This window comes from Microbacterium lacus, from assembly GCF_039531105.1.
GTDB lineage: Bacteria > Actinomycetota > Actinomycetes > Actinomycetales > Microbacteriaceae > Microbacterium > Microbacterium lacus.
In genome coordinates this window covers 352,081-364,566 of sequence record NZ_BAAAPK010000001.1, presented here as the reverse complement: position 1 = coordinate 364,566, position 12,486 = coordinate 352,081, and the positions used below count along the sequence as shown (strand labels likewise).

The following is a 12,486-nucleotide window of genomic DNA, read 5'->3' as shown; positions in this document are numbered from 1 at the left end:
ACCGCCGCTGCCGCCGGGCGCGGTCGGTCGTGTCGGTTAGGCTGAGTCAGCCATACCCAGGGAGTGACCGTGACAGCTGAGCCGCGCGTGCTTTCGGGGCGCTATCGCGTCGACGAACTCATCGGTCGTGGTGGCATGGCCACCGTGTTCCGGGGTTACGACCTCACGCTCGGGCGCCAGGTCGCGATCAAGCTGCTCAACCGCGACCTCGCCGACGACAACTCCTTCCGCACCCGGTTCCGCCTCGAGGCGCAGGCCGCCTCGCGCATGGCCCACCCGACGATCGTGCGCGTCTACGACGCCGGTGAAGACAGCGAGACCTCGCCCGACGGCACGGTCCGCCCCGTCCCGTTCATCGTGATGGAGCTCGTCCACGGTGCGCTGCTCAAGGACATCGTCGCGGCCGGCCCGGTGCCCGTGGCCGACGCGGTGCGCTACGTCGACGGCATCCTCGAAGCCCTGGAGTACTCCCACCGCGCGGGCGTCGTGCACCGCGACATCAAGCCGGGCAACGTCATGGTCACCGACTCCGGACAGGTGAAGGTCATGGATTTCGGCATCGCGCGCGCGGTGTCCGATTCGTCGTCGACGGTGGCCGAGACCACCACGATCCTGGGGACGGCCGCCTACTTCTCGCCCGAGCAGGCCAAGGGCGAGCCGGTCGACGCACGCGCCGACGTGTACTCCGCCGGCGTGGTGCTGTACGAGCTCCTCGTCGGACGGCCGCCATTCCGCGGCGAGTCCCCCGTCGCGGTCGCCTATCAGCACGTGAGCGAAGCCCCTCTTGCGCCGTCCGAGGCGAACGAGTCGGTGCCGCGGTCGATGGACACCGTCGTGCTCCGCGCGCTCGCGAAGGATCCGTTCCAGCGCTACCAGGACGCCGCGGCGTTCCGTGAGGCGCTGGATGCGACGATCGGCGGCAAGGTCCCCTCCAAGCGCGCGGTCGGGGCGCTCACGAGCGAGCTGTACGGCCCGAACCCGAAGCAGGCCGCCGAGACCGCCAGGTCGTTGCGTCAGCTCAGCACCGACACGACCATGAAGCGCACGCAGGCCGGCCCCCCGGTCGCCTGGATCTGGGCGGGTGTCGCCGTCATCGCGGTTCTGCTCATCTCGGTGCTGTTCTGGGTCGTCTCTATCCGCCCGGGCGGCGAGGTCCCCTCCAGCGCCCGACTCGTCCCCGACGTCTCCGGCATGACGTACGAACGCGCGAGCGGAGAGATCGGCGACGCCGACCTGACGGCGTTCCGTGTGGACGAGCCGAACGCCGATGTGGCGATCGGCAACGTCATCCGCACCGATCCGGTGGCGGGCTCTTCGGTGAGCCCCGGTCAGCAGGTGCGGGTGTACGTCTCGTCGGGTCAGGAGACGACGACCGTTCCGACGCTGGAAGGACTGTCGCAGGATGCCGCGGCCGCGGCCCTGGAAGCGGTGAAGCTGAAGCTCGGCACCGTGACGCCGCGCAACGACCCCGGACTCGCGGCCGGCACGATCATCTCGTCCGATCAGCCGGCGGGAGCGACGCTTCCGGTCGGAAGCACGGTGAATGTGGTGGCCGCGACCGGCCGCGTCGTGATCATCGACGTCACCGGGTACACGCTCGACGCGGCGACCCGCGAGCTCGAGGGCCCGGACGCCCAGCTCATCGTCATCACGGAGGCGGACCCGAACTGCGCGGCGACGGACCCGCCCATCGTCACGACGCAGTCGATCCCCCCGGGCGAGGCACCGGTGAATTCGGAAGTGACCCTGCGCTACTGCAGCGGAACCTGACCGACCGCCCGGCGAAGCGGGTTCAAGCGGGAACCCCGCCGGGCGGCATCCGCGTAGCCGATCGATTCGAGCCAGTTTCCGAGCAGCCGGTAGCCGCCGTCCGTGAGCACCGACTCGGGGTGGAACTGCACCCCCACGATGGGGGCGAAGCGGTGGGCGACTCCCATGATGACGCCCTCCTCGGTGCGACTGGTGACCGCGAGCTCCGGGGGCAGGGTGTCCTCCCGGATCGCGAGGGAGTGATAGCGTCCCGCGGTGAACGGGCTCGGCACCCCCGCGTAGAGGGCGCTGCCGTCATGGCTCACCCGCGAAGTCATGCCGTGCATGAGGTCGGGGGCCTCGTCGACGACGGCGCCGAACGCCTCCCCGATCGCCTGATGTCCGAGGCACACGCCGAGGAGCGGTGTGCCGGTGTCATGCGCTGCGCGCACGACCGCGATCGAGGCGCCCGCATCGGCCGGTGTGCCGGGTCCGGGCGAGACCAGCACCCCCCGGTACGGCGCGATCACGGTGGCGGCGGCATCCGGCGGGATCTCATCGGCCTCGACGAACCGTGTCTGCGCCCCCAGTTCGCGCAAGTAGCCGACGAGGGTGTGCACGAAGCTGTCGTGGTTGTCGACGACGAGGATCTGCCCGCGCTCACGCACCGGTCGCGCTCATTCGACGGTCACTTCCTGCGGGTTCACGACCGAGCTGATCCAGGGGAAGACGAAGAAGAACAAACCGTACAGGACGACGGCGACAAGGAGGAGCAGGATGAGCGTCCGCACCCACCAGGGTCCGGGGAGCACGTGCCAGAGGGCTGCGTACATCAGGCGGTCGCGCCTTCCGTGAGGGATGCCGGGGCCCCCGCCGTACGGGGGGTGAACGAATCGAACACGCCGTACGCCACGATGCGCTCGGTCATGGCGAACATCGGGCTGCAGCTGGTCAGCGTGATGTAGCGGGATCCGGCGGGGGTGTCCGGTGCCTGCGGCACGGGGGAGAGCACCTCGACCTCGGTGGGTGTGACGTACTCGAGGGTGCGGAACCGGTAGGTGTACCACCCGTCCGGCGTCTCCACCACGATCGCGTCACCGACGCGGAGCTCGGCGATCCGGTTGAACGGCTTGCCGTACGTCGTCCGGTGCGCGGCGAGCGCGAAGTTCCCGACCTCCCCCGGCATCTTCGTTCCCGGGTAGTGGCCGATGCCGATCGGATCGAGGGTCACCGGTCGGCTCACTCCGCCCGCCATCGGAACCTGGTAGTCGGCGCCGAATCTCGGGATGTGCATGATGCCGAAGACCTCGCCGTCCGCGGGCTCGGGGAGCACGACGGGTTCGACTGCAGCCGGGGTGGGACTCGCCGACGATGACGCGGTCGGCTCCGACGTCGGCGCGGGCGCGGCCTGCGCCCATTCCTCGGAGAGCTCCCGACCGGTGGCGTTGCGCTGAGCGCCGTAGATGAGGTCGCCGATCCACATCTGCCAACCGACGTACAGGAGCGTGATGATGCCGACGGTGATCAGGATCTCGCCGAGGACACCGAAGAACGTGGGACGGCGACGTCGGGGAGGGCGCGGCGGATCCCCCATCTCAACCGGGGTCGCCGCATCCACACGGCGAGTCTAGGTCAGTCCGCGCGCACCCCCTCGCCGGGAGAAGGGCCCGCGGTGCCGCCGCAGGGCGGGAGGGTAGGATGGTCGGCATGGCACGACCCGGCAAAGACGACGAATCCCTCGTGGAGCGCAGCGAAGGCGAACTCGCACCCAATCCGGTGTGGTTCAAGCCGATCATGATCGGCCTCATGCTCATCGGGCTGGTCTGGGTGCTCGTGTTCTACCTGAGCGGCTCGAACTTCCCGATTCCGGGTATCGGCGCCTGGAACCTCGTGATCGGGTTCGGCATCGCGTTCGTCGGATTCCTCATGACGACCCGCTGGCGATAGCCGCCCTCCGCCCTTTCCATGAAGCCCCGGCCGCGGCCGGGGCTTCATCGATTCCGGGGGTTGTCCCCAGCTCTGTCCACTTGTGAATTACACCGGTGTCATTCCATCCCCAGGTGTGGATGAACCTGTGGATAACTCCGGTCAGAAGAAGAGCGCGGGCGGCACGAGCAGGAGGGCGAGCAGCACGACCGCGAGAGCGATCAGGAGCCCGATCTGCAGGGGTCGACGCCGGATCGAACGCGTCCGCGCATAGATCAGGCCGACGAGGGCCCCGACCACCAGCCCGCCCACGTGCGCCTGCCACGACACGTTGAAGCCGGGGATGAAGCCGATCGCGAGGTTCACCGCCAGGATGATCGCGATGCCGGCGATGTTCGCCCCGATGTGGCGGCCGATCACGATGAGGGCACCGAACAGTCCGAAGATCGCGCCGGATGCACCGACCACCGGAGTCGTGAACGAGAGCAGCGAGACCGCGACCGACCCGCCGAGAGTGCTGAGCACGTAGAGCGTCAGGAAGCGCCATCGACCGAGCAGCGGTTCGAGACTGCGCCCGATCATCCAGAGCGCGAGCATGTTCAGCCCGATGTGCCAGAAGCTCCCGTGCACGAGCGAGACGGTGAGCAGCCGCCACGGCTCGAACGTGCCGGTCAGCTCCGGGTACAGAGACGGCGCCCAGAACGCGAGGGTGTCGCGGACGCCCTCGCCGACCCCGGGGATGAGACCCACGAGGAAGGCGAGGGCGGTGATCGCGATGATCGCGTACGTCACCAGCGGACGGGAGTCCGTCGCGGTGAGCGCACGTGGGCGCGCCCACCGTCGCTCGGCCTTGCGCTGCGCGGGAGTCTGGGCCTTCTGCTGATCGGCGAGGCACTCCGGGCAGATCACGCCCACCGCGGCCTGCGTCTGGCATTCGGGGCAGATCGTGCGCAGGCACCGCTGACACAGCACGAAGCTCTGCCGGTCGGGATGCCGGTAGCAGAAGTTGTCGCTGTTGCGGCTGAGGTCGGGCGATGTCACGGACGCGGGCGGGGTCCTAGACCGAGACGACGTCGATGGACTGGATGACCACCGGCTCGATCGGCCGGTCGCCCGCCGCCGTGGGCACGTCGCTGATCGTGTCGACGACGGCCTTGGACGCGTCGTCGGCGACCTCGCCGAAGATCGTGTGCTTGCCCTGCAGCCACTCGGGACCGCGACCGCCCTGGCCGGGCACCGTGATGAAGAACTGCGAGCCGTTCGTGCCCTCGGGCCGCCCGGTGATCGCGTTGCGGCGGAGGCCGGCGTTGGCCATGGCGAGCTTGTAGGGCGCGGTGAAGGTGAGCTCGCCGTTGATCTCGTCGTTGAAGTTGTACCCGGGTCCGCCGGTGCCCTGCCCGAGCGGGTCTCCGCCCTGGATCATGAAGCCCGAGATGATGCGGTGGAAGACGACGTCCTTGTAGAGCGGTCCGTCACCCGGCTTTCCGGTCGCGGGGTCGGTCCACGCCTTCGAGCCGTCGGCGAGGCCGACGAAGTTCTGGACGGTCTGGGGCGCGTGGTCGCCGAAGAGGTTCACGACGATGTCGCCGTAGTTGGTGTGCAAAGTCGCTACTGCAGTGTGCTGAGGCATGTCAATCATTCTTTCAGAGTTGTGCGAGAACCTGCCGTCTGCGCGACCGTCTGGCAAGATAGGACGACTACTACCCCCGGCCTTTGGGAGGGCAATCGTGAGCCTCAACCGCAAGCGCAAGAAGGAACTCCGCAAGCTTCAGGCGCAGGCGAACAACCTGTGGGAGTCGCAGCAGGTCCTCGTCAGCGAAGCAGCCGGCATCGCCCGTGAAGCCGGCCGCCAGCTCGGCAACTTCAACCGCGAGCAGCTGATCCCGGGCGTCCAGGCCGGCGTCGACAAGAGCAAGCAGTTCTCCAAGCAGGTGCTCTCCGACAAGGTCGTGCCCACCGCGGGTGCCGTCGTCGGTTCGGCGCTGTCGGTCTGGGACGCGGCGAACGACACCCGGTCGCGTCTGGCCGCCGGTAAGGGTTTCCAGCTGCCGGATGCCGCCGCCTACGCGAAGAAGGCCGACAAGTACGGCGCCAAGGCGACGAAGAAGATCGCCTCGAAGCTCACCGTCCTCGACCCGCCCAAGCAGGGGATCGGTGCGGGCGGCGTGATCGCGATCGTCCTCGGCGTCGCAGCCGCGGTCGGCGTGCTCTACGCCGCATGGCAGACCCTCCGCGCGGACGACGAGCTGTGGGTGGCCGATGACCCGCTGCGTGCACCCGACGCCTGAGCGCACCTCGATGTCGTGACGAAGACCCCCGCCGCCGGCGGGGGTCTTCGTGTCGGTAGCCTGGCGGGATGACCGATGCGATCGATCCCGTCGCGCGCGTGCGCGATGCCGCCGCCGAGCGAGGACTCGACGTGGAGCTGCGCGAGCGCCCGGCGGCCGAGAGCCTGGTGGAGGCGGCGGCGCTGCTCGGCATCCCGCCCGCGTCGATCGTGAAGACGCTCGTCGTGAAGCGCAGCGATGACACGTATCTGTTCGCCCTCATCCCCGGCGACCGGTCCATCTCGTGGCCGAAGCTGCGGGCGGTCGTGGGCGTGAACAAGCTGCAACTGCCTGATCCCGCTCGCGCGCTGGCCGCGACAGGCTATGAGCGGGGGACGATCGTTCCCGTCGGCAGCTCGACGGACTGGCCGGTGTTCGCCGATGAGCGCATCGTCGGCGAGCGGATCGCCATGGGCGCCGGCGCCCACGGCTACAGCATGTTCGTGCAGGCCGATGACCTCATCGCCGCCTACCGGGCGGTCGTCGCCGACATCTCTCAGTCGATCGACTGACTCGCGGTCATCCGTCGGCGGACATCTTGAGGGCGATGTCCACGAGTTTCACGCGCTGCAGTCCTCCGACGGCCGACAGGGGGAACCACTCGGCCCGATCGGTCGAGCCGCCGATCTCGTGGCGCAGGCGTCCGCCCACGATCTTGGCCCGGTAGACGATCCGCAGCGCATGTAGGGGACCGGTCGCATCGGTCGCGAGTCGTCGGGTGGCGGGGATCACCCGCGAATGGATGCCGAGCAGCTCGCCGATCGCCGCGCGATAGCCCGTTTCCTCGCGCACCTCGCGGCGCGCCGCGTGCTCGGGATCTTCACCGGCCTCCAGACCCCCGCCCGGCAGGGTCCATGCTGCGCGGCGACCCTCGTTCCAGTGTGCGAGGAGGATGCGATCATCGGCATCCACGATGACGGCGTAGGCCGCCACCCGCAGATCCATGTCCCGACTCTATCGAGGGGTCGTGCCCGGTTAGTCTGACGTGACCCATTCGCGATGCGCCGAGGAGAGACACGTGCCGATCTGGACCACTCATGGCGACGGGCGCTCCGTCGCACCGGGCGCCGTCGTCAAGCCCGCCGAGCGTCTCGCGTGGCCCGCGACGATCGCGATCGGGGCGCAGCACGTGGTCGCGATGTTCGGCGCGACCTTCCTCGTGCCGCTGCTGACCGGGTTCCCGGTCTCGACGACCCTGCTGTTCTCGGGTCTCGGGACGATCCTCTTCCTCGTGCTCACCGGCAACCGCCTGCCCAGCTATCTGGGATCGTCGTTCGCGTTCATCGCGCCGATCCTCGCGCTCGGTCCGGGCGACGGGGCGCCCCTGGACTCGCCCGAGCAGATCAGCCGGGCGCTGCTCGGCGTGTTCGTCACCGGTGTGCTCCTGGCGGGCGTGGGATTCATCGTGCAGGCCACCGGAACCCGGTGGATCGAGCGGCTCATGCCGCCGGTCGTCTCCGGAGCCATCGTCGCGCTCATCGGGCTGAACCTGGCGCCGGTGGCGTGGCAGAACTTCCAGCAGGACGCGCTGCTCGGCACGATCACGCTCGCGGCCTGCATCCTGTTCGCGGTGCTGTTCCGCGGATTCCTCGGACGCATCTCCATCTTCGTGGGGGTCGTGTTCGGGTACGTCGTCGCGGCGGCGCTCGGCCGCGTCGACTTCTCGGGAGTGGAGAGCGCGGCGTGGATCGGCCTGCCCGAATTCCACCTGCCGGCGTTCGGCGACCCGGTGGCGTGGAGCTTCCTGCCGATGTTCCTTCCGGTGATCCTCGTGCTCGTGGCCGAGAACGTCGGGCACGTCCGCGGGGTGGCGACGATGACCGCGGATCCGTCGGTGAACGCGCGCACCGGCCGGGCGCTGCTCGCGGACGGGCTGGCGACGACGATCGCGGGTTTCTTCGGCGGCTCCGGCACGACGACGTACGGCGAGAACATCGGCGTGATGGCTGCGACGCGCGTCTACTCGACCGCGGCGTACTGGGTGGCCGGCACGTTCGCGGTGCTGCTGGCGTTCTCACCCAAAGTGGGGGCGGTGATCTTCGCCATGCCCGCCGGCGTGCTGGGTGGTGTGACGACGGCCCTCTACGGGCTGATCGGCGTGATCGGGATCAAGATCTGGGTCGACAACCAGGTCGACTTCTCGCGTCCGGTGAACCAGTACACCGTCGCGGTCTCGTTCGTGATCGCGATCGCCGGGTTCACGATGAACCTCGGCGCCCTGAGCTTCGGCGCGATCGTGCTGGGCACGGTCGCGGCGCTCGTGATCTATCACGTGGGCAACGCGATCGCGCGGGCCCGACGCACGGGGGCCGATGACGGCGGTCCGATCGTCCCGATCGGACCGCTGGGCGGCGACCCCGAGAACGTCGGCTGAACGGAAAGCGAGAAGCGCCGGCCCGGGGGCCGGCGCTTCGTCTGCACTTTCGTGGAGCCTAGGAGATTCGAACTCCTGACATCCTGCTTGCAAAGCAGGCGCTCTACCAACTGAGCTAAGGCCCCGGGGCTGTTGTTGTGGGGGTACCAGGACTTGAACCTGGGACCTCTTCATTATCAGTGAAGCGCTCTAACCGCCTGAGCTATACCCCCGATTACGTGCGGCGCGAGCGCCGTCAACCTCCAAGACTTTACCCGAACGATCGGCAATTCACGAATCCATACTCACGGCCGGCCGAGGTGCGCGAACAAGGCGGAGGGAGTTGACTGAGGTCATGAGTTCCGAACCCGCACCGCACGTCGGCGAAGCGCACTCCGGTGGAATCGGCCAGCGCCTGAACTGGCTGCGCGCCGGGGTGCTCGGTGCGAACGACGGCATCGTCTCGGTCGCCTCTCTCGTGGTCGGCGTCGCCGGCGCGACGACCGACACCCCCGCGCTCCTCATCGCGGGCATCGCCGGACTCGTCGGCGGCGCGATCTCGATGGCGCTCGGCGAGTACGTCTCGGTGAGCAGCCAGCGCGACAGTGAGCGGGCACTCATCGCGAAGGAGACGCGGGAGCTGCGGGAGATGCCCGACGAGGAGCTGGCCGAACTCGCCGAGCTCTACCGCGCGCGCGGATTGAGTGAGGCGACGGCACACCAGGTCGCGGTCGAACTCACCGCGCACGACGCCCTCGCGGCGCACCTCGAGGTCGAGCTCCACATCGATCAGGACGATCTCGTGAGCCCGTGGCAGGCGGCGCTCTCTTCCGCGGTGGCGTTCACGCTCGGCGCGCTGCTGCCTCTGCTGACGATCCTGCTGCTGCCACCGGCGCTGAAGATCCCGTTGACCTTCATCGCCGTGCTCGTCGCCCTGGCGATCACCGGAACGGTCTCGGCGCAGCTGGGTGGAAGCGGTAAAGCGCGGGCGACGCTGCGTCTGGTCGTCGGCGGCGGGCTGGCCCTGGCCGTGACCTGGCTGATCGGCAGTCTGCTGGGGACCACCGGGATGGTGTGACCGTCAGTTCGAGGTGAACCCGACCAGCAGGCCGCCGGTCACCTTCACGGCGAGGTTGTAGATCCCCGCGATCACGGCGCCGAGGACGGTCACGACGACGAGGTTCAGGATCGCCACGATCGCGGCGAAGCCCATGACCTGCGGCAGACCGATGAACGTCTCGATCGACACGCCGCCGTCCGAGAAGCTCTGGAAGAACTCGTCGACCTTGCCGATGAGTCCGGTGGTCTGGACGATCAGGTAGACCAGGAAGAAGCTGACCACGGTGACGATCGCGAGCGCGACCGCGGCGAGGAAGGACAGCTTGACCGCGGACCAGAAGTCCACGTAGACCAGGCGCAGGCGCACCTGCTTGGCGCTGGTCTTGGAACTGGACTTCTTTGCGAGCTTGTCGGCTACCGTGCTCATGCGTCAGTACTCTCTTCGGGGATCTCGGGCGAGGCCGCTGCTGTGGCCGATCCGGCGTCCTGCTGCTCGGTGTCGGGCGCCTCTGCTGTCGCTGCGTCTGATTCTGCTGCGTCTGAAGTTTCGGTCAGGCCGCGTTCGCTGTTGCGGGCGATCGCGATGATGCGGTCCGCCTCGTCGGTGCGGGCGAAGACCACACCCATCGTGTCGCGTCCCTTCGCAGGGACCTCGGCCACGGCAGAGCGTACCACCTTGCCGCTGGCAAGAACCACCAAGACCTCGTCGTCCTCCGCGACCATGAGACCACCCGCGAGGACGCCCCGGTCATCGCTCAGACGCGCGACCTTGATGCCCAGTCCGCCGCGGCTCTGGCCGCGGTACTGCGCGATGTCGGTGCGCTTGGCGTAGCCGCCGTCGGTCACGACGAACACGTACGCACCCTCTCTGGCGACGGATGCCGACAGCAGGCTGTCGCCGGCGCGGAAGGACATGCCCTTCACGCCCTCCGTCGAGCGTCCCATCGGACGCAGGGAGTCATCGCTCGCGGTGAAGCGGAGCGACATGCCCAGGCGGCTGATGAGCAGGATGTCGTCGCCCTCGTCGACCAGCAGGGCGCTGACGAGTTCGTCGCCGTCCTCTTCGTCCTGCCCGCGGAGCTTGATCGCGATGACACCGCCCTGACGGTTCGTGTCGTACTCGGTCAGGCGCGTCTTCTTCACGAGCCCGCTGCGGGTGGCGAGCACGAGGTAGGTCGCGACGGAGTAGTCGCGGATGTCGAGGATCTGCGCGATCTCCTCGCCCGGCTGCAGCGCGAGCAGGTTCGCGACGTGCTGCCCCTTCGCGTCGCGACCGGCTTCGGGCACTTCGTATGCCTTCGCCCGGTAGACGCGGCCCTTCGTGGTGAAGAACAGCAGCCAATGATGGGTCGTCGTGACGAAGAAGTGCTCGACGACGTCGTCGGCGCGCAGCTGCGCGCCCTTGACTCCGCGCCCACCGCGGTGCTGCTGGCGGTAATTGTCGCTGCGGGTGCGCTTGATGTATCCCTCGCGCGTGACGGTGACGACCATCTCCTCTTCGGGGATGAGGTCCTCGACCGACATGTCGCCGTCGAATCCGTGCAGGATCTGCGTGCGACGGTCATCGCCGAAGCGGTCCACGATCGTGGTGAGCTCTTCGCGGATGATGCCGCGCTGGCGGATCGGGTCGGCGAGGATCGCCTTGAAATCGGCGATCTGCAGCTCGAGTTCGGCCGCCTCGTCCATGATCTTCTGACGCTCGAGCGCGGCGAGGCGCCGCAGCTGCATCGTGAGGATCGCATCGGCCTGGATGTCGTCGATGTCCAGGAGCGTCTTCAGGCCCTCGCGCGCATCGTCGACCGTCGCCGACCGGCGGATGAGGGCGATGACCTCGTCCAACGCGTCGAGCGCCTTGAGGTAGCCGCGCAGGATGTGCATGCGCTCTTCGGCCTTGCGGAGCCGGAACTGCGTGCGGCGGACGATCACGTCGATCTGGTGGTCGATCCAGTGCGTGATGAAGCCGTCGAGCGGCAGCGTGCGCGGCACGCCGTCGACGATCGCGAGCATGTTCGCGCCGAAGTTCTCCTGGAGCTGGGTGTGCTTGTAGAGGTTGTTCAGCACGACCTTGGCGACGGCATCCCGCTTCAGGACGATCACGAGGCGCTGGCCCGTGCGATCCGAGGTCTCATCGCGGATGTCGGCGATTCCGGTGATCTTGCCCTCGCGGGCGAGGTCGCTGATCTTGACCGCGACGTTGTCGGGATTGACCTGGTACGGCAGCTCGGTGATCACCAGGCACGTACGGCCCTGGATCTCTTCGACGTTCACCACGGCGCGCATCGTGATCGAACCGCGGCCGGTGCGGTACGCGTCGCGGATGCCGCGCGTTCCGAGGATCTGCGCGTGGGTCGGGAAGTCGGGCCCGGGGATGCGCTCCATGAGCGCCTCGAGCAGCTCGTCACGGGTGGCGTCGGGGTTCTCGAGCGCCCAGAGGGCTCCGGCGGACACCTCGCGCAGGTTGTGCGGCGGGATGTTCGTGGCCATGCCGACCGCGATGCCGACCGAGCCGTTCACGAGCAGGTTCGGGAAGCGCGCCGGCAGGACGACCGGCTCCTGGGTCTGACCGTCGTAGTTGTCCTGGAAGTCGACGGTCTCCTCTTCGATGTCGCGCACCATTTCGAGCGCGAGGGGAGCCATCTTCGTCTCGGTGTAACGAGGGGCGGCCGCGCCCTGGTTGCCGGGAGAGCCGAAGTTGCCCTGTCCGAGCGCGAGCGGGTAGCGCAGCGACCACGGCTGCACGAGTCGGACGAGGGCGTCGTAGATCGCCGTGTCGCCGTGCGGGTGGTAGTGCCCCATGACCTCACCGACGACGCGGGCGCACTTGGAGAACGACTTGTCGGGTCGGAACCCGCCGTCGTACATCGCGTAGATCACTCGGCGGTGCACCGGCTTCATGCCGTCGCGGACATCGGGCAGCGCGCGCCCGATGATCACGCTCATCGCATAGTCGAGATAGCTGCGCTGCATCTCCGACTGGAGGTCGACCTGGTCGATGTGACCGTGGTTGTGCGCGGGACGTTCTTCGTCAGTCATGTCTCTCGTCTTCGTCGTGTCCGGTCGGGCCGAGTGCGG

Annotated in this window: 14 protein-coding genes and 2 tRNA genes; 6 read left to right on the top strand and 10 right to left on the bottom strand. The window is 68.3% G+C overall.

Features of this window, described 5'->3' with window-relative positions; all coding sequences use genetic code 11:
• Positions 1-69 precede the first annotated feature (69 nt).
• The gene (gene pknB / locus ABD197_RS01780) at positions 70-1,770 is read left to right on the top strand and encodes a Stk1 family PASTA domain-containing Ser/Thr kinase (protein ID WP_344050976.1); all 1,701 of its coding nucleotides are present in this window, start codon (positions 70-72) and stop codon (positions 1,768-1,770) included.
• Here pknB and ABD197_RS01775 read toward each other — a convergent pair.
• Genes ABD197_RS01775 through ABD197_RS01765 form a run of 3 tightly spaced genes read right to left on the bottom strand, consistent with a single transcriptional unit; the run spans position 1,752 to position 3,367 of the window.
• Positions 1,752-2,417, bottom strand: coding sequence for an anthranilate synthase component II (locus ABD197_RS01775; protein WP_344050974.1), 666 nt, complete (start codon positions 2,415-2,417; stop codon positions 1,752-1,754). The genes pknB and ABD197_RS01775 overlap by 19 nt on opposite strands.
• Before the next feature lie 9 nt (positions 2,418-2,426).
• Positions 2,427-2,582 carry a hypothetical protein gene (locus ABD197_RS01770; RefSeq protein ID WP_344050972.1) on the bottom strand — a complete coding sequence of 52 codons (156 nt, stop codon included), beginning with the start codon at positions 2,580-2,582 and terminating at the stop codon, positions 2,427-2,429.
• Positions 2,582-3,367: a class E sortase gene (locus ABD197_RS01765; protein ID WP_344050970.1), complete on the bottom strand. Its 786-nt coding sequence runs from the start codon at positions 3,365-3,367 to the stop codon at positions 2,582-2,584. Before ABD197_RS01765 ends, ABD197_RS01770 begins: the two co-directional genes overlap by 1 nt.
• 89 nt (positions 3,368-3,456) lie before the next feature.
• Here ABD197_RS01765 and ABD197_RS01760 point away from each other — a divergent pair, with 89 nt between their 5' ends.
• Positions 3,457-3,696 (top strand): cell division protein CrgA, encoded by a 240-nt coding sequence (locus tag ABD197_RS01760; protein ID WP_344050968.1) that lies wholly within the window; start codon positions 3,457-3,459, stop codon positions 3,694-3,696.
• Between the two features lie 141 nt (positions 3,697-3,837).
• Here the strand turns inward: ABD197_RS01760 and ABD197_RS01755 are convergent, their stop codons facing one another.
• Together ABD197_RS01755 and ABD197_RS01750 are read right to left on the bottom strand one after the other, a co-directional pair.
• On the bottom strand, positions 3,838-4,716 hold the full coding sequence (locus ABD197_RS01755) for a rhomboid family intramembrane serine protease (protein WP_344050966.1): 879 nt from the start codon (positions 4,714-4,716) through the stop codon (positions 3,838-3,840).
• 16 nt (positions 4,717-4,732) lie between these two features.
• On the bottom strand, positions 4,733-5,305 hold the full coding sequence (locus ABD197_RS01750; protein ID WP_344050964.1) for a peptidylprolyl isomerase: 573 nt from the start codon (positions 5,303-5,305) through the stop codon (positions 4,733-4,735).
• 97 nt (positions 5,306-5,402) lie between these two features.
• Here ABD197_RS01750 and ABD197_RS01745 point away from each other — a divergent pair, with 97 nt between their 5' ends.
• Together ABD197_RS01745 and ABD197_RS01740 are read left to right on the top strand one after the other, a co-directional pair.
• Positions 5,403-5,963: a DNA helicase gene (locus ABD197_RS01745; RefSeq protein ID WP_344050962.1), complete on the top strand. Its 561-nt coding sequence runs from the start codon at positions 5,403-5,405 to the stop codon at positions 5,961-5,963.
• Between the two features lie 68 nt (positions 5,964-6,031).
• Positions 6,032-6,514, top strand: coding sequence for an aminoacyl-tRNA deacylase (locus tag ABD197_RS01740; protein WP_344050960.1), 483 nt, complete (start codon positions 6,032-6,034; stop codon positions 6,512-6,514).
• A gap of 7 nt (positions 6,515-6,521) precedes the next feature.
• Here ABD197_RS01740 and ABD197_RS01735 read toward each other — a convergent pair whose 3' ends face one another.
• On the bottom strand, positions 6,522-6,947 hold the full coding sequence (locus tag ABD197_RS01735; protein WP_344050958.1) for an NUDIX hydrolase: 426 nt from the start codon (positions 6,945-6,947) through the stop codon (positions 6,522-6,524).
• A 73-nt stretch (positions 6,948-7,020) separates the two neighbouring features.
• Here ABD197_RS01735 and ABD197_RS01730 point away from each other — a divergent pair, with 73 nt between their 5' ends.
• Positions 7,021-8,376, top strand: a complete 1,356-nt coding sequence (locus ABD197_RS01730; protein ID WP_344050956.1) for a uracil-xanthine permease family protein — start codon at positions 7,021-7,023, stop codon at positions 8,374-8,376.
• 52 nt (positions 8,377-8,428) lie between these two features.
• On the opposite strand, the gene ABD197_RS01725 is transcribed toward ABD197_RS01730, so the two are convergent.
• Together ABD197_RS01725 and ABD197_RS01720 are read right to left on the bottom strand one after the other, a co-directional pair.
• Positions 8,429-8,501 (bottom strand) — tRNA-Ala (locus tag ABD197_RS01725).
• 13 nt (positions 8,502-8,514) lie between these two features.
• Positions 8,515-8,588 (bottom strand) — tRNA-Ile (locus tag ABD197_RS01720).
• 122 nt (positions 8,589-8,710) lie between these two features.
• Here ABD197_RS01720 and ABD197_RS01715 point away from each other — a divergent pair.
• Positions 8,711-9,433, top strand: coding sequence for a VIT1/CCC1 transporter family protein (locus ABD197_RS01715; RefSeq protein WP_344050954.1), 723 nt, complete (start codon positions 8,711-8,713; stop codon positions 9,431-9,433).
• Positions 9,434-9,436: 3 nt separating this feature from the next.
• Here ABD197_RS01715 and ABD197_RS01710 read toward each other — a convergent pair whose 3' ends face one another.
• The gene (locus ABD197_RS01710; protein ID WP_344050952.1) at positions 9,437-9,841 is read right to left on the bottom strand and encodes a DUF3566 domain-containing protein; all 405 of its coding nucleotides are present in this window, start codon (positions 9,839-9,841) and stop codon (positions 9,437-9,439) included.
• On the bottom strand, positions 9,838-12,447 hold the full coding sequence (gene gyrA / locus ABD197_RS01705) for a DNA gyrase subunit A (RefSeq protein ID WP_344050950.1): 2,610 nt from the start codon (positions 12,445-12,447) through the stop codon (positions 9,838-9,840). The genes ABD197_RS01710 and gyrA overlap by 4 nt, the downstream gene beginning before the upstream one ends.
• Positions 12,448-12,486 lie beyond the last annotated feature (39 nt).

Excerpts from the sequence above, each read along its gene's own strand:
- ABD197_RS01735 (WP_344050958.1), bottom strand. The coding sequence starts at position 6,947 with ATGGATCTGCGGGTGGCGGCCTACGCCGTCATCGTGGATGCCGATGAT.
- ABD197_RS01715 (WP_344050954.1), top strand. The coding sequence starts at position 8,711 with ATGAGTTCCGAACCCGCACCGCACGTCGGCGAAGCGCACTCCGGTGGA.
- ABD197_RS01740 (WP_344050960.1), top strand. The coding sequence starts at position 6,032 with ATGACCGATGCGATCGATCCCGTCGCGCGCGTGCGCGATGCCGCCGCC.
- ABD197_RS01750 (WP_344050964.1), bottom strand. The coding sequence starts at position 5,305 with ATGCCTCAGCACACTGCAGTAGCGACTTTGCACACCAACTACGGCGAC.
- gyrA (WP_344050950.1), bottom strand. The coding sequence starts at position 12,447 with ATGACTGACGAAGAACGTCCCGCGCACAACCACGGTCACATCGACCAG.
- ABD197_RS01770 (WP_344050972.1), bottom strand. The coding sequence starts at position 2,582 with ATGTACGCAGCCCTCTGGCACGTGCTCCCCGGACCCTGGTGGGTGCGG.
- ABD197_RS01710 (WP_344050952.1), bottom strand. The coding sequence starts at position 9,841 with ATGAGCACGGTAGCCGACAAGCTCGCAAAGAAGTCCAGTTCCAAGACC.
- ABD197_RS01760 (WP_344050968.1), top strand. The coding sequence starts at position 3,457 with ATGGCACGACCCGGCAAAGACGACGAATCCCTCGTGGAGCGCAGCGAA.